Genomic DNA, 17,227 nt, shown 5'->3' with positions numbered 1-17,227 from the left:
GGAGGTGTTCCCTTGTCCGGGTACGGCGAGGTGCTGCGGCACGTCGAGGCGGAGCTGAGCGCGGGCCGGCTCGGCGTGGGGCAGCAGCTGCCCGCCGAGCGGAAGCTGGCCGAGGACCTCGGTGTCAGCCGCGCCACCGTGCGCGAGGCGATCCGGGTGCTGCAGGCCATGGGCGTGGTGCGCAGCGGCGTCGGCTCGGGACCGGACGCCGGCACCACCGTCATCGCCGATCCGGCGGGCGGGCTCGGCGCGGCCCTGCGCCTGCACCTGGCCACGCGCCGGCTGCCGATGGCCGACCTCGTCGGCACCAGGGTGATGATCGAGAGCCACTCCGTGCGCGCGGCCGCGGTCCGGCCCGACCACCCCGACCTCGTCCGGGCCGCCGAGCTGCTGACCAGGATGGACGCGCCGGACCTGGACGCGGACGCGTTCCACCAGCTCGACGCCGACTTCCACGTCGCCCTCACCGCCGCCGCGGGCAACGCCGTGAACACCGCGATCATGGCGGCGCTGCGCGACGCGATCCACCGGACCGTGCTGGACGCCGTGCAGGCGTTGCCGGACTGGTCGCGGACCGCCGTGCGGCTGCGCCGCGAGCACCGGTCGATCCTGCGCGCCGTCCAGGCGGGCGACGGCGAGCTGGCCGCCACCAGGGTCACCCGCCACGTCGAGGGCTTCCACCGCGAGTGGGTCCGCCACGCGTGAGCGGTGGGCGTTGGCCGCGCGACCGGTCCCCGGCCTTCGAGAGGGACCGGTCGCGGGCGAACGTCAGTCGCCGAGCGGGTTGAGCAGGTCCGCCTTGCCCTCGAACGCGAACAGCAGCAGGTCCGTCATCCGGAACGTCTGCGCGTCCGGTCCGAACGCCGGCCGCCACGACGGTTCGCGGACGATCGACGTGCGGCTGCCCTCGATGGCGCGGTGGAACACCTCGGCCACGATCCGGCCGCCCACCGGCCCGAGCCTGCCGTGGTTGAACTCCGCCTCCCGCAGCACGTACAACCACAACGGGGTCGCGACGGTCACCGCGGCCTTCTGCGCGTCGGTCAGCGCGTCCAACGTGACGCCCCCGTCGCCGACCAGGATCTGCTCGTCGGTCAACGGCTCCACGCCGAAGAACTCCGCCAGCTGCTGCCCGCTGGCCAGCCGGACCATGTTCGCCCGGGTCAGGTTGCGGAACGCCAGGTTGCGCTCGATCTCCGGGAACGTGGTGCCGCGCCCGGCGAACGTGCCCGCCGGGAGCTGGGTCAACGGGTTCACCAGCAGGCTGTCGACCCGCTTGGTGACGTTCCCGCCGTCGGCCGTCGGCGGCGCGAGGTCCGGCCGGTCGGCCTCGGTGAAGTCGAACAGCCTGCGGAAGTCGGCGATCCAGTTGGTGGGCAGCGTGTCGACCGTGCCCGAGTTGGGGTTGTCCAGGTCCGGCAGCGTCGATCCCGGGTCGAAGTTGCCGGACGTGCCGGTGAAGACGAACAGCAGGAACAGGGTGGCCGCGCCGCCCGGCCCGTCCGAGTTGAACACCCGGTTCCACTGGTACGCGCCCCGGATCATGCTGTGGCCCAACCGGTACGCCGCCACCGAGAACTCCAGCGGCATGGTGGGCTGGAGCCCGTGCGGCGACCGGCCCCGGCCCGGCGCCTCGAAGAACCGCCGACCGTTGGCGAACACGTCGTCCACGATCGCCGGGTCCACGATCCGCGGCAGGAAGTCGGTGCGCAGCATCCACTGGTAGTGGCGCACCACCTGCTCGCGTGCCGCGGTGAACAGCCGCGGCCCGGTCAGCCCGCGCAACGCCAGCTCGTCCACGACCCGGTTGTGGAACCTGATGAACGCCAGGTGGGTCTGGGCGACGGCCAGGTTCTCGTCGTTGCGGCTGTCCGGGATCAGCGGCCTGCGCCGGTCCGCCCCGGTCGTGCCCGCCGCGCCGAACCTCGGCAGGTCGAACCCCTCCAACGCGACGTTGACCCGTTCGTCCGGGAACGGCACCGGCGAGGTGCTGCCCACCTTCAGCTTCACGCCGTCCGCGGCGTAGAAGATGCGGTCGGTGCGGTCCTGGGGACCGCGCCCGTACACCGAGTCGAGGTCCAGCGCGGGCGAGCGGCCCTGCACCAGCTCGTCGAGCGTGACGTCCTCGCCGAGCTGCGACTCGGTGCGGTCCATGGTCAGGTCGTGGTCGACGAACTGGCCGAGGTAGGTGAAACCCGCCGGGATCGACGGGTCCGCGGAGTCGGGCTGCGGCACGTCCGCGGTCATGGCGGTGGCCAACGCGATCCTGGTCTCCTCGTCCAGCGGAGTCCCCTCAGGACCCAAGCGGGAGAACCGGAACCGCCGTAACTCCTCGACGGTGAGCGGCGCACGGGTCGTCGCCGTGCCGTCGCGGTCGAACTCGAGCACTCCTTCGCCCACGACGAAGAAGCTGTTCGTGCCGTGCTGTTTCATCGATCCCCCACGTCATTTGGTACGCCCGGGAATCCCGGGTGGGACGAACGCACCCCCTGTGGCCGCCCTCACCAACACATGTACCAGCATTTGTCGATCAGATACGCGGCCCATTCCACTGGTCCGGTCGCACTAGTCCAAGTGGGCGGGCAACCCGCAGGTCCACCGCTTCCTGTGGAAACCTGTGAATCCCACGCCACCGCGGTTTCGTCATGACCGTCACACCGCCGCCCACCGCCAGGCCCGGGGTTTCCCGGCGTGACCCTCTACCGTGACGGGGTGTTCTCCGACTTCCACCGCGCGCCCAACATCGCCGACCACCCCGACGTCTACGAGCGCGAGAACGAGGCGATCGACCCCGACGGGCGGTTGTGGCGGGCGTTGCGCGAGCGGGCCGACTGGGCTGGGCGCACGGTGCTGGACCTGGGCTGCGGCACGGGGTTCTGGCTGCCCCGCTACGCGGTGGACGCGGCCGAGGCGATCGGGGTCGAGCCCGATCCGGACCTGCTGGTCAGGGCGGCGGAGCGGGGGACGGTGCGGCACGGTTCGGCGGAGCACATCCCGTTGGCCGACGCGAGCGTGGACGTCGTGCACGCCCGGTTCGCCTACTTCTTCCCGCCCGGCTGCGACGCCGGTCTCGCCGAGGTGCGGCGCGTGCTGCGGCCCGGCGGCACGCTCGTCGTGATCGACAACGACGGGCGGCGCGGTGAGTTCGCCGACCTGCTCACCGCCTCACCGTGGGCGTCGGCGCAGTGGACCGCCGACACGACCGACGCGTGGTGGCGCGAACGGGGCGCCGAGCGCACCGAGGTGATGGCGTCGTGGCGCTGCCGTGACGCGGCGGAGCTGGAAGCCGTGCTGCGCATCGAGTTCCCCGGCGACGTGGTGGACGGCTGGGTCCGCGCGAACCCCGGCCGGCGGGAGCTGAGCTACGGCTACGTGCTGTTCACCGTGACCGCTTGACCGTGCCCCTGGGGTAGGGGTTAGACAGGGCGGCACACAGGGCGAGGGGAGCCACACATGATCGACTACGCCACGCACAGCCGGTTCACCGATCCCGGTCCGGCGGGTGAGTGGTTGGCCGGCGTCGGACCGGACCTGGCCGAGCTGCGGCGGGTCGCGTCCGGGCTGGTGTTCCACTTCTGGGGCAACGGGGACATCACCGACCACGGGTTCCCGGCGGAACGGCTGGCGGAGGTCGACCTGCGGTACGCGGCGGACATGTTCGCCCGGCTGCGCGCGCTCAACCCCGCGCCGTTGGCGGAGGAGCGTGCGCCGACCGAGCGGATCGTGGGCTGCTGCCGCGACTTCACGCTGCTGTTCGTGTCGATGGCGCGGCACCACGGGATCCCGGCGCGGTCGCGGGTCGGGTTCGCCGGGTACCTCTCGCCCGACTGGTACATGGACCACGTGGTCGCCGAGGTGTGGGACGGGAGGCGGTGGCGGTTGGTCGACCCGCAGTTCCTGGACGGCAGCGTCGACCTGATGGACGTGCCGAGGGACCGGTTCCTGGTGGGCGCGGACGCGTGGCGGGCGTGCCGGTCGGGCGCGATCGACCCCGAGCGGTTCGTGGTGTCACCGGAGCTGACCATCCCCGGCACGCGCGGCCTGACCCAGGTGCGGCACGACCTCGTGCAGGACCTCGCGTCGTTGAACAAGCACGAGATGATCCTCTGGGACCTGTGGGGCGGGTTGAGCGACGCGCCGGAACTGTCCGAAGAGGACGTTGCGGCGGCCGACGAGCTGGCCGCGTCGATGCAGGACCCTCACGTCGACCTGCGGGCCCTCTTCGACACCGACGCCTACCGCGTGTCGCCGGTGATCACGTCGTTCGACCAGGTGACTCAGGTGCCGGTGGAGGTCGTGTTGCGCTGACCCGAGGTGCGGGCGGCGGCCGGGCTGAGGCGGTTCATCACGGCCAGGTGCGAGGTGGGGAAGAGACGGGCCAGGAGGTCGGGCACCACGGCGGTCCACGCGATCAGCACCCGGCCCTTGCGCTTCGCCACACCGGCCAGGATCCGCTCGGCCGCCTTGTCCGGGGGATAGGTGAGGAGCTTCGCGAAGCTCTCCTTGCCCCGCGCCGCCTCCGCCGCGTCGACCCCGGCCGCCACCCGCGCGGACTCCGCGATCCTGGTGCGGATGCCGCCCGGGTGGACGCAGGTCACGCCCACGGCGCGGTCCGCCAGTTCGTGGCGCAACGACTCGCTGAACCCGCGCAGGGCGAACTTGCTGGCGGAATACGCGGTCTGACCGGGTGGCGCGATGAGCCCGAAGAGGCTGGACACGTTGACCACGTGGCTACCGGGGGTCGCCAGCAACGTCGGCAGGAACAGCCGGGTCAACGCGACGGGCGCGCGGAAGTTGACGTCCATGACCCAGTCGAACTCGTCGGCGCCGACCTGGTCGAACGTGCCACCCAACGCCACGCCCGCGTTGTTCACCAGCAGCGTGATCCTCGGGTTGGCGGCCAGCACGCGCGCCGCGAGCCCGTCCAGCCCTGCGATGTCCGCCAGATCGGCCACGACCGTCTCGACCTGGACGCCCCGGATCTTCCCGGCCACCGCCGCGAGCCGTTCGGCGTCCCGGTCGATCAACACGAGCCCACTGCCGCGCCGCGCCAACCCGTACGCGAGGTGCTCGCCGATCCCACTGGCCGCCCCGGTCACCACCGCCGTGCCACCCGCGAACCGGTAGGGCGAGAGCTGGGACATGCGGCCTCCTCGAACGTCGACGTTCCTCACCATTCTGGCCCGCCGCGCACGCCTCGGGCTCACCTTCACGCACCCGACATCGACCCGCCCCGACCGATCACGCCACCCGACCGATCAAGCCCACCTCATGCCCCGCGGCTCATGCCGCTGGGTCGGGCCGCCGAGGCCCGCCGCTGGGGTACTGCCGCTGGGTCGGCCCGGCGGGGGCGTTCGCAGGGGTGGTTGCTCGGGCTCCTCATTTCTTCAACCGACGTTTGACGGCAACGATAACGGCGTTTTCTGGATTGCCGAATGTCAAGTTCACTCGACAGTGTTCGGGTGACCGCCGCCACCCTTGGTGTTACCCCAGGTCGGAGGGGGTTGGCAGGTCCAGCACACTGGAGGGCATGACCACTCCCGAGCACCTCGACGTCGTGATCGTGGGCGCCGGACTGTCCGGTGTCGGCGCGGCCTACCGGTTGCGGGACGAGTGTCCGGGCAAGTCCGTCGCGATCCTCGAAGCCCGCGACACGATGGGCGGGACGTGGGACCTCTTCCGGTACCCCGGCATCCGGTCGGACTCGGACATGTTCACGCTCGGCTACCCGTTCAAGCCCTGGCGCGAGGCGAAGTCGATCGCGGACGGCCCGTCGATCCTCGACTACATCCGGGACACCGCCGCCGAGTTCGGGATCGACCGGCTGGTGCGCTACCGGACCAAGGTGGTCGCCGCCGACTTCTCCACCGAGACCGCCCGCTGGACGTTGACGATCAGCCGCCGCGACGAGCACGACACCGTCACGGACAGCGTGATCACCTGCGACTTCCTCTACTCCTGCGCCGGCTACTACGACTACGACCAGGGCCACGACCCGGTGTTCCCCGGCATCGAGTCGTTCCGCGGCGACGTCGTGCGGCCGCAGTTCTGGCCCGACGACCTGGACTACGCGGGCAAACGGGTGGTCGTGGTCGGCAGCGGGGCGACGGCGGTGACGTTGGTGCCGGCGATGGCCGAGACCGCCGCGCACGTCACGATGCTCCAACGCTCGCCGACGTGGATCGGTGTGGTGCCCGGTCGCGACAAGCTCGCCGACAAGGTCCGCGAACTGCTGCCCGCCAACGCCGCGCACCGGCTGATCCGCGCCAAGAACATCCTGTTCGGCCTGGCGTTCTACCAGTTCTGCCGCCGCTGGCCGAAGGCGGCGCGCAAGGTGCTCACCGGGCTGTCCGCCAAGGTGCTCAACGACGACGACGCGATCCGCGAGCACTTCACCCCCACCTACGACCCGTGGGACCAGCGGCTCTGCGCGATCCCGGACGCGGACCTGTTCAAGGCTCTCAAGCACGGTCGGGCGTCGGTCGTCACCGATCACATCGACACGTTCACGCCGGACGGCGTGCGGCTCAAGTCCGGCCGGGAGCTCCGCGCCGACGTCGTGGTGACGGCGACCGGTTTGCGGCTGCTCGCGTTCGGCGGGATCGCGCCGAGCGTGGACGGGCGGCGGGTGGAGCTGTCCGAGCAGTTCATCTGGCGCGGCGCGATGATCACCGGGCTGCCGAACTTCGCCGTGTGCGTCGGCTACACGAACGCGTCGTGGACGTTGCGCGCCGACCTCACCTCACGCCTGGTGTGCCGGGTGGTCAACCACATGGACCGGCACGGCTACGCGTCCGTCGTACCCACGCCGGACCGCCCGCTGACCCGCCGCCCGCTGCTGGACCTCGCGTCCGGCTACATCCAGCGGGCCATCGACGCGTTCCCGCGCCAAGGCGACCGCGGCCCGTGGCGGGTGCGGCAGAACTACGTGCTCGACGCGGTGTCCACGTTGCGCGGCGACCTGAGCCGGCAGCTCGTCGGCAAGCGGCGTGCGACTGGCAAACCCGCGACTGCCGAACCCGTGGCGGTCGACGGCGCGCTGCCGGTGGTCCAGGGCCGGTAGGACGTCAGGGCCGGTAGCGCAGGCCGTCCATCACGAGGTCGAGCATGCCGTCCGCCGGGCCGACGTCGGGCACGGTGAGCGCGATGCCGCCGATCGTGGCGATCACGTCGAGCGGTTCGACGTCCGGGCGGTCGACGGCGGCCAGCAGCGTGCGCATCGCCTCGGTCAGCCGGTCCTTGCTCTCCGCGTACGGGTCGCCGCCGGACGCGATGACGGCGCGCAACGCCTCACCCATGCCCTGCTTCGTGGCCATGTAGGCGACGAACCGGTCCATCCACACCCTGGTCGCCGCGTGCGGCGGCAGGGTGGAGAGCAGCTCGGGCACGGCGTCGCAGAGCTTCGCCAGCTCGTTGCGGTAGACCGCCTCCACCAGCGCCTCACGGGTGGGGAAGTGGCGGTAGAGCGTGCCGATGCCCACGCCCGCGCGCTTGGCGATCGCGTCCAGCGTGGCGTCCGCGCCCTCGGTGGTGAACGCCTCCAGCGCCGTCTCGATCAGGCGGTCGCGGTTGCGCTGGGCGTCCGCGCGCAGTGGGCGGGACAACGGTGCCTCCATACGGGTGTGACGCGGCTCTCACTGCTAACCGGAGGAACCTCCGCTTAAGGTGGAGTTACCGGAGGAACCTCCGCTTCAGTGTACGACAGGGGAGCAGATCATGACCGAGCACATCACCACGCCGTTCGGCGCGGACTCCACCGCGGCGGAGGTCGTGGCCGGTGTCGACCTGACCGGCCGGCGTGCGGTGGTCACCGGCGCCGCGTCGGGCATCGGCGTCGAGACGGCGCGGGCGCTGGCCTCGGCGGGCGCGGAGGTCACGCTGGCGGTCCGCGACACCGCGGCCGGGCGGCGGGTGGCCGACGAGATCGGCGGCGACGTCCGGGTCGCCCGGGTCGACCTGGCCGACCAGGCGTCCGTGGCGGCGTTCGTCGCCGGCTGGGACGGCCCGCTGCACGTCCTCGTCGACAACGCGGGCGTGATGGCCACGCCGGAGACCCGCACGCCGGAGGGCTGGGAACTCCAGTTCGCCACCAACCACCTCGGCCACTTCGCGCTGACCAACGGCCTGCACCGGTTCCTGGCCGCGGAGGGCGCACGGGTCGTGGTCGTGAGCTCCAGCGCCCACCTCATGTCGCCGGTCGTCTTCGACGACATCCACTACACCGACCGGCCGTACGACCCGTGGACGGCGTACGGGCAGTCGAAGACCGCGAACATCCTGTTCGCCGTGGCCGCGAACAAGCGTTGGGCGGCCGACGGGATCACGGTGAACGCCGTGATGCCCGGCGGGATCATGACGAACCTCCAGCGGCACGCCGATCCCGCGCAGATGGAGGCGATGATCGAGGGCGCCGTGGCCGACGGCTTCCGGCTGAAGACGCCGGAGCAGGGCGCGGCCACGTCGGTGCTGCTGGCGGCGTCACCGCTGCTGGAGGGCGTCGGCGGTCGGTACTTCGAGGACTGCGCCGAGGCCCTGCCGCACGAGGGCGGCAGCATGATCAGCGGTGTCGCGGCCCACGCGCTCGACCCGGAGGCGGCCGAGCGGCTGTGGCGGGTCACCGAGGAGACCCTGGCCGGCTGAGCCGGGCCACGACCAGGTCGATCACGGGCCGGTAGGCGCGCAGCTGGTCCGCCGGCCAGTCGCCGGACGCGCGGTTGTGGGTGACGATCCGGTAGATCAACGCCCGGAGCAGCACCTGATCCCACCCCGGCAGGTGCGACCACCGGTCGACCAGTGCCGGCGGGGCGCCGTACCAGCACAGGCAGTCCGCGACCGCGACCGCCGCCGCCCACGACGCGGGACGCCAGTACGGCGGCCAGTCGATCACCGCGGGCGGCAGGCCGGCGGCGAACAGCACGTTGCCCGGCAGGTCGCCGTGCACGACCTGGGCCGGCAGGTCCACCGGCCGGCGGGCCGCGACGAGCGGCTCCAGCAGATCGAGGGCCGCGGGGCCGACGTCCGCCGGCGCCTCCTCCCAGGCGACCCGGTCGCCGACCGACCACGGGTCGTCGCGCAGGTCGAGGTACGCGGGCCGGGGCACGTCGCGCACGGCGGCGTGGAACGCGATCCCGGCCCGCAGCACGTCGTCCGGCCTGCCGACGTCCGGCTCGCCCGCCACGAACCGGCACGCCTCCCACCCGTCGACCACCCAGTCACCGGTCGCGGACCGCACGGGAGGCGCGACCCGGAACGCGGTCGACGGCGGCAGCGCGGCGAGCACGTCGGCACGCCACCGCGTCTCGGGCTCGAAGTCCACCGGCTTGAGGACGAGCCCGCCGGCCCGCCACGTGCCGCCGCGGCCGCCGGGCAGCACGACGGGCTCGGCCGTGACGCCGAACGCGGCCAACGCCGTCCGGGGAGGTCTCGAAGGCGGTGGCACGGCCGGGATCGTAGGCAACCCGGCTCGGTGGCGGCGCGTCCTTTTCCCCAGGCCGAGGAGGACTGAGGACCACATGACCGGGCGAGCCACCGCACGTCGTGCCGGACCCGCGTGGGCGGGGTGGGCGATCGGCGTGCCGATGAACCTGGCCCTCGGCCTCGCCGGCTACTACCCGGTGCTGTCGCTGTGGCTGCTCGGCACGGTGGTCGTGCAGGAGTGGGGCTGGACGCCGTACGACTCGGACCTGGTCGAGGAGGGCTTCGCCCCGGTGGTGCTGCTCGCGGCCGTGCTGTGGGTCGTCTTCCTGCCGGTGGTCGTCGGCCTCAACCACGTCGTCACCCGCGTCACGGCGGTGCGGCGGCTGCCCTACCGGCTGGCCGCCGCGCTGCTCGTGGCGACGCCGTTCGGCTGGGAGCTGATCACGTCAGCTTGACGCCGGTGATCTCCGCGCAGGCGTCGAGCAGGCGGTCCTGGACCTCCACGTCGTACGCGGCGGGGTTGGCGCGCAGGTCCTCGCGCCACTTGAAGTAGCGGCCGGTGACGGTGGCGGCGGGCTCGTCGCTCGTCGCCAGCCACACCTGGGTGTCGGCGCCCGTCGGCAGCTCGTCCGTGGCGTCCGGGCCGCCCAGCTTGGTCTTGATCCAGCCGGGGTCGACCGCGTTGCTCAGCACGTCCGGCCACCGGCGGGCCACCGCGAACGCCAGCGCCACGTCCAGCAGCTTGGAGTCCGAGTACGCCTGCATGCCGTGCCACGGACCGCGTTCGTGCTGGAGGTCGTCGAGGTCCGCCACGCCCTGCGACTCCAGCCCGGACGTCAGGTAGACCAGCCGCCGCGGCCGGGGCATCAGGGCCGTGAGCAGGTACGGCGCCAGCACGTTGACCTGGAACAGCAGTTCGAGGCCGTCGTCGGTGACGGTCCGCTCGGGCAGGCCGCCGCCGAGCCCCGCGTTGTGGATCACCACGTCGAAGGGCTCCGCGGCGGCGGCCAGCTCCCTGGTCTGCGCCAGCGACGAGAGGTCGCCGACCAGCACGCCGTCCGCGCCCGGCACGGCGGCCAGCGCCTGCCCGGCCCGCGCCGCGTCGCGCGCGTGCAGCACCACCCGGTGCCCGAGCGACACCAGCGTCGCCGCCGTCTCCCGACCGATACCGTCCGCCGACCCCGTGACCAGAACGCTCGTCATGGGCGGCAGCGTACCGAGAGAGCGCTCCCAGGGCTCAGCCGTAGACCTGCCACCGGGCCAGCTGACCGGCCGGCCAGCCCGTGTTGCCGCTGAACCGCAGCCGCACGTGCCGGGCGCTCACGCCGGCGGGCAGCGCGACGGTGACCGCGTTGCCGGTGGCCGGGTCGAACACGTAGCCGGTCGCGCCGACGACCGTGGTGAACGCCGAGCCGTCCACGCCCGCCTCCACCGCGATGGTCTGCGTGCGACGGCCCCACGCCGGGTTCGGCGGCAGGCTCAGCACCATCCGGCGCGGCGCGGCCACCGTGCCGAGGTCGACCCCGATCCACTGCGGGAACGCGCCGTTCACGCTCTCCCAGTAGCTGTGCGGGTCGGCGTCGACGGCGAAGTGGCTGCCGTAGTGCTGGGTCTGGCCGCTCTGGGTGGTCGGCCTGCCCGCCGCCAGGTCGCGGTCGACGGGCGGTGTGTCGGAGAGCATCGGCTTGGTCGGGCGCACGGGGGTCAGCGCGATCGCGCCCTTGAGCATCCGGCCGCCGTCACCGGTGAGCCGCAGGTAGTAGTCCGACGAGCACCGCGTGCCGTCCTCGTCCAGGGCGAGGAAACCGGAGCCGGCCGGGATGCCCGCCTGCGTCTCCGGCGTCTTGGCGATCTGGTTGGCCTCGTTGTACTCGTCGAACATCGAGATGTAGACGCCCTGCACGCCGAGCCGGGCCATGTTGTAGAACTGCCGCCACATGAAGTCGCCGTGCGCCCGGTGCCGCCGGGACAGGTCGCCCGGCAGCACGCACGGCTGGTAGTCGATGCCGAGCCTGGCGCACTCGGCCAGGTCCGGCGAGTTCACGTTCGCGTGGAAGTGGTCGGCGTCCGTGACAGTCCCGATCCGGCCCACCATCCACGGCGAGATCATGTCGAAGCTGCGGTAGACGCCGCCGAAACCGGGCCGCGAGTCCTCGATCTCGCGCCGCCAGTGGGTCGGCACTCCGCCGATCAGGTACACGCCCTGGCCCTTGAACCAGTCGACCACGTCCTGGCACTGCTGCGGTGTGAACGGGCGGCCGGGGTCGTTGAAGCCGAAGCCCCAGACGCACACGACCGGCTTGCCGTTCTGGCGCGCGTACATGGGGGAGGCGGTGTGCGCGCGCATCTTGTCCAGCCAGTCGGCCTTGATCTCCGACTGCATGGCGGTCCAGTTCGTGACGTCGTACATGAGGTAGAACTTCACGCCGTGCGCCTCGGCGGCCCGCCGGACGTGCGCGGTGACGGCGTCGCGGATCGGGCCCTCGCCACCGTTCGGGTTGAACCGCTGCAACGCGGCGGTGTCGCAGCCGTACTCGCGCATCCAGCGGAAGTGCACGTCCACGGTCTGGTAGTCGTGGTTGGAGAACACGGTCGCCGGTCGGCCGTCGCCCAGGGCGCCGAACGCCGTCGGGTACCTGGTCGCGTAGTCGGTCATGTCCGGCCAGGCCATCAGCGCGTGGTTGGTCGGCGACGGCGGTTGGCCCCAGTTGTCGCTCCAGTGCCACCAGCCGTTGATCGGCGAGTTGTCGCCCCGTGCCGCGAACCAGCCCTGGTAGCCGACGGTGATCTTGCCGACCACGTCGCCCGGCGGGCTCGCCGCGCCCGCCGGGGTCGACGTGGTGGTGGTCAGGGCGGAGGCGGCCAGGGCCGATCCGAAGAATGTCCTGCGTGACAGGGGCACCGCACGCTCCTTCGTTGGAGGGACGGCACCAGCATGCAAGAAGTGAGCAGCGTCACGCAATAACTCGACAAACCGGGATTCTGTCGCCGGACCGGGACTACCCGAGTTCGGCGAGCACCGCGGCGGACTCCCGCGGCCGGACCAGGAAACCCATGTGGCTGGTGTCGAGGGTGCGCACGTCGAACGGGTTGTCCGGGAGCAGCGCGTCGGCCTCGCGGATGAACCGGTCCTGCAGCGCGACCGGGAGCGAGCGGTCGCCGGCCAGCCGGACGTAGGTGTGCGGCAGCCGTGCCCACGCGTCCGGGTCCACGCGGTCGGTGCCGCCGTCCAGGCTCTCGTCCGGCTCCAGGGTGTTCAGCGCGGCCAGGAACTCGGCGTCCGTGCCGTCGGCCAGGATCGCGGCCTTGAGCTTGGCCAGCAGGTCCGGGTCGGCGGTGCGCCAGTTCATCCGGAGCACGCCGAGGTCGGCCGGGTTGCCCGCGAGCAGGCCCGGGAGGTCGTTGAGCGCGCTCGACGCCCACTCCGGCCCTTCCGAGTACTCGCCGACGGTCGCGTCGACGCAGCACCACGCGGACACGTACACGACCCGGTGCAGCAGTTCGGGGACGGCGTTCGCCACCCCGGTCAGGGTCATCCCGCCCCGGCTGTGCCCGACGAGGACCACCGGCCCGTGCTTGCCCGCCCGCCGCACCACGTCGATCACGTGCGCGACGTTGTCGGCGTGGCTCGCGCCCTTGAGGCCGGCCGGCTCGACGGCGAGCGCGGCCGGGTCCTGGGGTGCCTGGTAGGACGCGGAGAACGTGGCGTCGAAGCCGTGTCCGGGCAGGTCGACGGCGAGCGCGCGGTGGCCGAGCAGGGTCAGCTCGCGCAGCAGGGGCGAGAAGTGGAACGAGTTGGAGTTGGAGCCCGGCACGAAGACGTAGATCGCGTTCATGCAGAGATCCTCACATTCGGTCGGGAGCGGGCCAGCAGCACACCTCCGATCACGATCACCCCGCCGACCACCGCGTGCCACCCGACGGGCTCGCCGAGCAGCAGCGCGCCGATCGCCGTCGACCACAGCGGCGTGACGTAGGTGACCGTGGACGCCACCGCCGGCCCGGCCGCCCGGATCACGTCCAGGTTCAGCACGTACGCCAGCCCGGTGCCGGCCGCGCCGAGCACGACCAGCGCCACCGCCGCCGACGTCCCCGGCCACGACGGCGCCCCGCCCAACGCGGGCGCGACCACCGCCAGCTGCAGCGTCGCGCACGTGATCTGCACGGCCGACAACGCGCTCGCGCTGTGGTCGCCGCCGGAGAAGAACCGCCGGGTGTAGGCGAAACCCGCGCCGTAGCAGGCGGTCGCGGCCAGGCACGCGAGGCTGCCTTCGAGGACGTTGTCCGCCAACCCGCGCCACGCGCCCAGCACCACGAGCACGCCCGTGAAGCCGACCAGCAGCCCGGCCACCCGCGCCCGCGTCATCCGCTCGCTCGGCACGATCAGCAGCACGAACACCAGCGTGGTCAGCGGCGTGGTGGCGTTGAAGACACCGGCCAGCACTGAGCTGACCTGCGTCTCGCCGTGCGCGAGCAGCGTGAACGGCGCCGCGTTGAGCAGCAGCGCGACCACCGCCGCGTGCCCCCAGGTGCGCCGGTCCAGCGGCACGGCCGCGCCCTGCGCCAGGCAGATCGCCCACAGCGTGAGCGCGCCGAACAGGCAGCGGGCCAACGCCACCCACACCGGGGGCACGCCCGCGTCCACCGCCACCTTGATCAACGCGAAGCTGCCGCCCCAGATCGCGGACAGCAGCACGAACTTCCCGGACGTCTGCACCGGGCGAGGATCGCCTCGCCTGCGATGATGAGTCCAACAAGTGACGCCCACCCACTCATGAGAGTTGTTCATGGCACTGAACCTCGCGCAGCTCCGCGCGTTCCTCGCCGTGGTCGACGAGGGCGGTTTCGGCGCGGCCGCCGACGCGTTGGGCCTGACCCAGTCGGCCGTGTCGCACGGCGTGGCCGCGCTCGAACGCACCCTCGGCCACCCGGTGCTGGTCCGGCGCGGCAGGCCGCGGCCCACGGCGTTCGGCGCGGAGGTCGTGGCGCACGCCCGGGCCGCGGTGTCCGCGTCGGTGGCGATCACGGACCTGGCCGCGCGGCACGGCGGCGCGGCCAGGGGCACGATCAAGCTGGCCGCGCCGCCGACCGTGTGCCAAGGGCTGCTGCCGGACCTGCTGTCCCGCTGGGAGGCGGAGTTCCCGCACGTGCGGGTGCGGGTGTTCGAGGGCGAGGACGACGAGGTCGCCGAGTGGCTGGCCAACGGCACGGTGGAGATGGCCGTGGTGGTCGACCCGCCGCCCGGTCACGGCGTGCTGGTGGGCGAGGACGCGTTCCACGCCCTGCTGCGCACCGACCATCCGTTGGCCGGTGAGGGCGAGGTAGACGTGGCGGACCTGGCCGACGACCCGTTCCTGCTGTCGTGCGGCGGGTGCGAGCGGCACGTGCGGCAGGTGCACGCGGGCCTGCCGTTCGACCCGCTGCACCGGGTGCGCGAGTTGGGCACGTTGCTGGCGATGGTGCGAGCCGGTGTCGGCATCTCGATCGTGCCCGGCCTGGTGGCGTCGATGCCGGCGCCGGGGCTGACCCTGGTGCCGGTGCGGCCGAGGGTGGTGCGGCGGCTGGTGGCGAGCGGCCCGCCGGGGCGCGAGTGGCACCCGGCCGTCACCGCGCTGGTCGACTCGCTGCGGGGAGGCGATCGTGCCTGACCACGCGTTCGCGGTGAACGGCCTGGGGTTCGGCGGCGCGCCGTTCCCGTTGACCTTCAGCGCCCGCGAGGCCGAAGGCTCCTGGGTGGTCGACGCGACCGCGGCGTCCGCCGCCGAGGTGGCCGACATCGTCGTGGGCGCGGCGAGCGAGCACGTCGCCGTCGTGGACCTGGCGACGGTCAGCTTCCTGGACGAGGAGTACGCGCAGTGGCCGCCGTCGCGCATCGCGGCGGAGCAGGGCGTCGGCGCGAAGGTCCACCACTTGGGGGCGTTGGCGTCCGGTGTCGTCGGCCTCAGCGAGGAAGTCCTGGTGCTGCGGCGGGACGACCTGCCCCGGTTCCTGGCCGGGTGGTCGCCGTACCAGTTGACCCTGGTCGACCTGCCCGGCCCGCCGAGCCCCGACCGGCTGGACGAGATCGCCCTCGCGCTCGGCACCGCCGCCCACGACGAACCGGTGCTGCCCCGTCTCGTCGGCTCGCGCGTGTGGTTCTCCGGGCACGACGACTGCTACGCGACCCTGGAGTCGACCGATCCGGCGATGCCCGCCGCGGTGCTGGGCCGGCTGCTCGCGCTGCTCGCCGGCACGGCGCTGGACGACGCCGTGGCCGAACCCGACCGCGCGCTCGTGGCGGACCTGGTCGCGCGGAACGCGCACTGGGTCGGCGGGGTGGGCCGGGTGTCGGCGGACTCGGTGGAGGTGAACCTGGCCGCCACGGCCGAACGGTGGCGGCTGACCACGCGACTCCCGGAACGGGTCGACCACACGGTGGTCCTGGACCGCGCGTGACGCGGCCGACCGACCGTGCCGCGCCGACCGTGCCCGCACCGACCGTGCCCGCACCGACCGTGCCCGCGCCGACCGTAGAGTGGGCGCGACGAGCCCGTTCGACGGTGGCGACATGAGGAGCGGCGGCCCGGTGGCACTGCGCGGAACGAGGCCCAACCCGGCCCAGTGGCTGTGGTACGCGTTCGGCGGGCGGCTGCCGCAACGGTGCAACGAGTGGGTGCTGCACGACGTGACCTGCCGCACGTGGGCGGTGCGGCACTTCGTGCGCGGGTTCATCCAGATGTCGCCGGTGCTGGTGCTGCTCCTGCTGCCCGGACCGCTGCTGATCCGCGTGCTGTCGATCGTGCTCGGCCTGCTCGTCGGCTACTTCTACTCCATGTCGTACATGTGGCAGACCACCGAGGAACGCCTGGTCAAGCAGGGCTACCCGCGTGGTCTCGGCGCGGAGACCCGCCGTGCCGCGCACGCCGAGCAGGACGCCGCGGCGCAGGCCGCCTACGAGCGGCTCTACCGGGGCGCCTGAGCGCCGTCGAGCAGTTCGGCGAGCCGCCCGACCGCGAACTCCACGAACGGCCGCGCCGGGATCAGCACGCACGACGCCCGGCCCACCGCGGTCCGCTCGACGCCCGCCCGCCGCTCGAACTCGTCGCCGACGGTGGGGAAGTGGGTGTCGTTGTCGTCGCCGACGTCCAACGCCTCCAGCCACACCCGCTCGCCGGCCACCAGGACCGGGAACCGGCGCAGCTTCAACCTCGGCCGCGGGGTGAACGTCTCGGCGTGGTGCAGGAAGCTGTCGCGGTTGTGCCGCACGCCGATCAGCAGGATGCGCGCGTCGAGGTCGCGCAGCCGGCCGAACGGCGAGTCCGCGCCCAGCGCGAAGTTCAGCGGCTGGTGCGCCACGACGTCCCGCGCGTGCCTGCCGACGGCGGCGACCGACGCCTGCGGGTGCGTGCTGCGAACGCTGTCCGGGCGGGTGCGCAGGGCTTCCGCGATCGCGCCCATCGGGCTGGGCAGGCCGGGGTGGAACAGCGGCACGGCCGCGCGCCGCGCCCGCAGGGCCGCCTCGGGCACGCCACCGCGGCCCGGCTCGGGGTCGGCGACCTGCGGCGTGAACGCCGGCACGACGACCGTGCCGGTGGGTCCGACGGCCGTGAGCAGGCTCTCCACGACGGCGGGCGCGCCGCCGTCGACCGGGCCGAGGGCGGACAGCGACGAGTGCGCGATCAGCGTCATGCCCTCGGTCACGCCGGTCCGTCGCCAGCCCTCCGTCAGCGTCGCGTGCGTCAGGGTCATCGTCGGCAGTCCTCGATCGTTCCTCCGGGGTCGACCAGATCGTGCCTCCCGGCGGCGGCACGCGTGCCGGCGGGGGCTGCGG

Annotated in this window: 18 protein-coding genes; 9 read left to right on the top strand and 9 right to left on the bottom strand. The window is 72.8% G+C overall.

Annotated features, from left to right (window positions below):
• Positions 1 to 12 precede the first annotated feature (12 nt).
• A complete protein-coding gene (locus ADK67_RS23905) occupies positions 13 to 705 on the top strand; it encodes a FadR/GntR family transcriptional regulator (RefSeq protein WP_053718725.1) in 693 nt (230 codons plus the stop codon).
• A gap of 63 nt (positions 706 to 768) precedes the next feature.
• Here the strand turns inward: ADK67_RS23905 and ADK67_RS23900 are convergent, their stop codons facing one another.
• Positions 769 to 2,433: a peroxidase family protein gene (locus ADK67_RS23900; RefSeq protein ID WP_053718724.1), complete on the bottom strand. Its 1,665-nt coding sequence runs from the start codon at positions 2,431 to 2,433 to the stop codon at positions 769 to 771.
• A gap of 258 nt (positions 2,434 to 2,691) precedes the next feature.
• Here ADK67_RS23900 and ADK67_RS23895 point away from each other — a divergent pair, with 258 nt between their 5' ends.
• The gene (locus ADK67_RS23895; protein ID WP_053718723.1) at positions 2,692 to 3,396 is read left to right on the top strand and encodes a class I SAM-dependent methyltransferase; all 705 of its coding nucleotides are present in this window, start codon (positions 2,692 to 2,694) and stop codon (positions 3,394 to 3,396) included.
• A 57-nt stretch (positions 3,397 to 3,453) separates the two neighbouring features.
• Complete coding sequence (locus ADK67_RS23890; RefSeq protein ID WP_053718722.1) at positions 3,454 to 4,308, top strand: transglutaminase-like domain-containing protein; 855 nt, start codon at positions 3,454 to 3,456, stop codon at positions 4,306 to 4,308.
• On the opposite strand, the gene ADK67_RS23885 is transcribed toward ADK67_RS23890, so the two are convergent.
• Positions 4,278 to 5,144 carry an SDR family NAD(P)-dependent oxidoreductase gene (locus tag ADK67_RS23885; protein WP_053718721.1) on the bottom strand — a complete coding sequence of 289 codons (867 nt, stop codon included), beginning with the start codon at positions 5,142 to 5,144 and terminating at the stop codon, positions 4,278 to 4,280. The genes ADK67_RS23890 and ADK67_RS23885 overlap by 31 nt on opposite strands.
• A 386-nt stretch (positions 5,145 to 5,530) precedes the next feature.
• On the opposite strand from ADK67_RS23885, the gene ADK67_RS23880 reads away from it, so the two are divergent.
• A complete protein-coding gene (locus ADK67_RS23880) occupies positions 5,531 to 7,063 on the top strand; it encodes a flavin-containing monooxygenase (RefSeq protein WP_082403720.1) in 1,533 nt (510 codons plus the stop codon).
• Positions 7,064 to 7,067: 4 nt separating this feature from the next.
• Here the strand turns inward: ADK67_RS23880 and ADK67_RS23875 are convergent, their stop codons facing one another.
• A complete protein-coding gene (locus ADK67_RS23875) occupies positions 7,068 to 7,604 on the bottom strand; it encodes a TetR/AcrR family transcriptional regulator (RefSeq protein WP_231648337.1) in 537 nt (178 codons plus the stop codon).
• 112 nt (positions 7,605 to 7,716) lie between these two features.
• Here ADK67_RS23875 and ADK67_RS23870 point away from each other — a divergent pair, with 112 nt between their 5' ends.
• The gene (locus ADK67_RS23870) at positions 7,717 to 8,640 is read left to right on the top strand and encodes an SDR family NAD(P)-dependent oxidoreductase (protein ID WP_053718719.1); all 924 of its coding nucleotides are present in this window, start codon (positions 7,717 to 7,719) and stop codon (positions 8,638 to 8,640) included.
• Here ADK67_RS23870 and ADK67_RS23865 read toward each other — a convergent pair.
• Positions 8,615 to 9,439: a TIGR02569 family protein gene (locus ADK67_RS23865; RefSeq protein WP_053718718.1), complete on the bottom strand. Its 825-nt coding sequence runs from the start codon at positions 9,437 to 9,439 to the stop codon at positions 8,615 to 8,617. The genes ADK67_RS23870 and ADK67_RS23865 overlap by 26 nt on opposite strands.
• Before the next feature lie 73 nt (positions 9,440 to 9,512).
• On the opposite strand from ADK67_RS23865, the gene ADK67_RS23860 reads away from it, so the two are divergent.
• Positions 9,513 to 9,872 carry a hypothetical protein gene (locus tag ADK67_RS23860; RefSeq protein WP_053718717.1) on the top strand — a complete coding sequence of 120 codons (360 nt, stop codon included), beginning with the start codon at positions 9,513 to 9,515 and terminating at the stop codon, positions 9,870 to 9,872.
• Here ADK67_RS23860 and ADK67_RS23855 read toward each other — a convergent pair.
• From ADK67_RS23855 to ADK67_RS23840, 4 genes are all read right to left on the bottom strand, one after another.
• Entirely contained in the window at positions 9,859 to 10,620 is a 762-nt protein-coding gene (locus ADK67_RS23855; RefSeq protein WP_053718716.1) for an SDR family NAD(P)-dependent oxidoreductase, read from the bottom strand. The genes ADK67_RS23860 and ADK67_RS23855 overlap by 14 nt on opposite strands.
• Before the next feature lie 34 nt (positions 10,621 to 10,654).
• On the bottom strand, positions 10,655 to 12,319 hold the full coding sequence (locus ADK67_RS23850; protein WP_053718715.1) for a discoidin domain-containing protein: 1,665 nt from the start codon (positions 12,317 to 12,319) through the stop codon (positions 10,655 to 10,657).
• 97 nt (positions 12,320 to 12,416) lie between these two features.
• Positions 12,417 to 13,253 carry an alpha/beta fold hydrolase gene (locus ADK67_RS23845; protein ID WP_053718714.1) on the bottom strand — a complete coding sequence of 279 codons (837 nt, stop codon included), beginning with the start codon at positions 13,251 to 13,253 and terminating at the stop codon, positions 12,417 to 12,419.
• Positions 13,250 to 14,134 carry a DMT family transporter gene (locus ADK67_RS23840; protein WP_053718713.1) on the bottom strand — a complete coding sequence of 295 codons (885 nt, stop codon included), beginning with the start codon at positions 14,132 to 14,134 and terminating at the stop codon, positions 13,250 to 13,252. The genes ADK67_RS23845 and ADK67_RS23840 overlap by 4 nt, the downstream gene beginning before the upstream one ends.
• A 70-nt stretch (positions 14,135 to 14,204) precedes the next feature.
• On the opposite strand from ADK67_RS23840, the gene ADK67_RS23835 reads away from it, so the two are divergent.
• From ADK67_RS23835 to ADK67_RS23825, 3 genes are all read left to right on the top strand, one after another.
• Positions 14,205 to 15,065 carry a LysR family transcriptional regulator gene (locus ADK67_RS23835; protein WP_053718750.1) on the top strand — a complete coding sequence of 287 codons (861 nt, stop codon included), beginning with the start codon at positions 14,205 to 14,207 and terminating at the stop codon, positions 15,063 to 15,065.
• The gene (locus ADK67_RS23830; RefSeq protein WP_053718712.1) at positions 15,058 to 15,852 is read left to right on the top strand and encodes a hypothetical protein; all 795 of its coding nucleotides are present in this window, start codon (positions 15,058 to 15,060) and stop codon (positions 15,850 to 15,852) included. The genes ADK67_RS23835 and ADK67_RS23830 overlap by 8 nt, the downstream gene beginning before the upstream one ends.
• A gap of 130 nt (positions 15,853 to 15,982) precedes the next feature.
• The gene (locus ADK67_RS23825; RefSeq protein ID WP_157620788.1) at positions 15,983 to 16,375 is read left to right on the top strand and encodes a DUF5313 family protein; all 393 of its coding nucleotides are present in this window, start codon (positions 15,983 to 15,985) and stop codon (positions 16,373 to 16,375) included.
• Here the strand turns inward: ADK67_RS23825 and ADK67_RS23820 are convergent.
• Positions 16,360 to 17,145: an aminoglycoside N(3)-acetyltransferase gene (locus ADK67_RS23820; RefSeq protein WP_053718711.1), complete on the bottom strand. Its 786-nt coding sequence runs from the start codon at positions 17,143 to 17,145 to the stop codon at positions 16,360 to 16,362. The two genes, ADK67_RS23825 and ADK67_RS23820, sit on opposite strands and share 16 nt — an antisense overlap.
• Positions 17,146 to 17,227 lie beyond the last annotated feature (82 nt).

This window comes from Saccharothrix sp. NRRL B-16348, from assembly GCF_001280085.1.
Taxonomy (GTDB): domain Bacteria; phylum Actinomycetota; class Actinomycetes; order Mycobacteriales; family Pseudonocardiaceae; genus Actinosynnema.
Note: the sequence above shows the minus strand (reverse complement) of the source record. Positions and strands in the feature narration are given on the sequence as shown.

Excerpts from the sequence above, each read along its gene's own strand:
- ADK67_RS23890 (WP_053718722.1), top strand. The coding sequence starts at position 3,454 with ATGATCGACTACGCCACGCACAGCCGGTTCACCGATCCCGGTCCGGCG.
- ADK67_RS23880 (WP_082403720.1), top strand. The coding sequence starts at position 5,531 with ATGACCACTCCCGAGCACCTCGACGTCGTGATCGTGGGCGCCGGACTG.
- ADK67_RS23860 (WP_053718717.1), top strand. The coding sequence starts at position 9,513 with ATGACCGGGCGAGCCACCGCACGTCGTGCCGGACCCGCGTGGGCGGGG.
- ADK67_RS23900 (WP_053718724.1), bottom strand. The coding sequence starts at position 2,433 with ATGAAACAGCACGGCACGAACAGCTTCTTCGTCGTGGGCGAAGGAGTG.
- ADK67_RS23845 (WP_053718714.1), bottom strand. The coding sequence starts at position 13,253 with ATGAACGCGATCTACGTCTTCGTGCCGGGCTCCAACTCCAACTCGTTC.
- ADK67_RS23855 (WP_053718716.1), bottom strand. The coding sequence starts at position 10,620 with ATGACGAGCGTTCTGGTCACGGGGTCGGCGGACGGTATCGGTCGGGAG.
- ADK67_RS23820 (WP_053718711.1), bottom strand. The coding sequence starts at position 17,145 with ATGACCCTGACGCACGCGACGCTGACGGAGGGCTGGCGACGGACCGGC.
- ADK67_RS23870 (WP_053718719.1), top strand. The coding sequence starts at position 7,717 with ATGACCGAGCACATCACCACGCCGTTCGGCGCGGACTCCACCGCGGCG.
- ADK67_RS23835 (WP_053718750.1), top strand. The coding sequence starts at position 14,205 with ATGGCACTGAACCTCGCGCAGCTCCGCGCGTTCCTCGCCGTGGTCGAC.
- ADK67_RS23885 (WP_053718721.1), bottom strand. The coding sequence starts at position 5,144 with ATGTCCCAGCTCTCGCCCTACCGGTTCGCGGGTGGCACGGCGGTGGTG.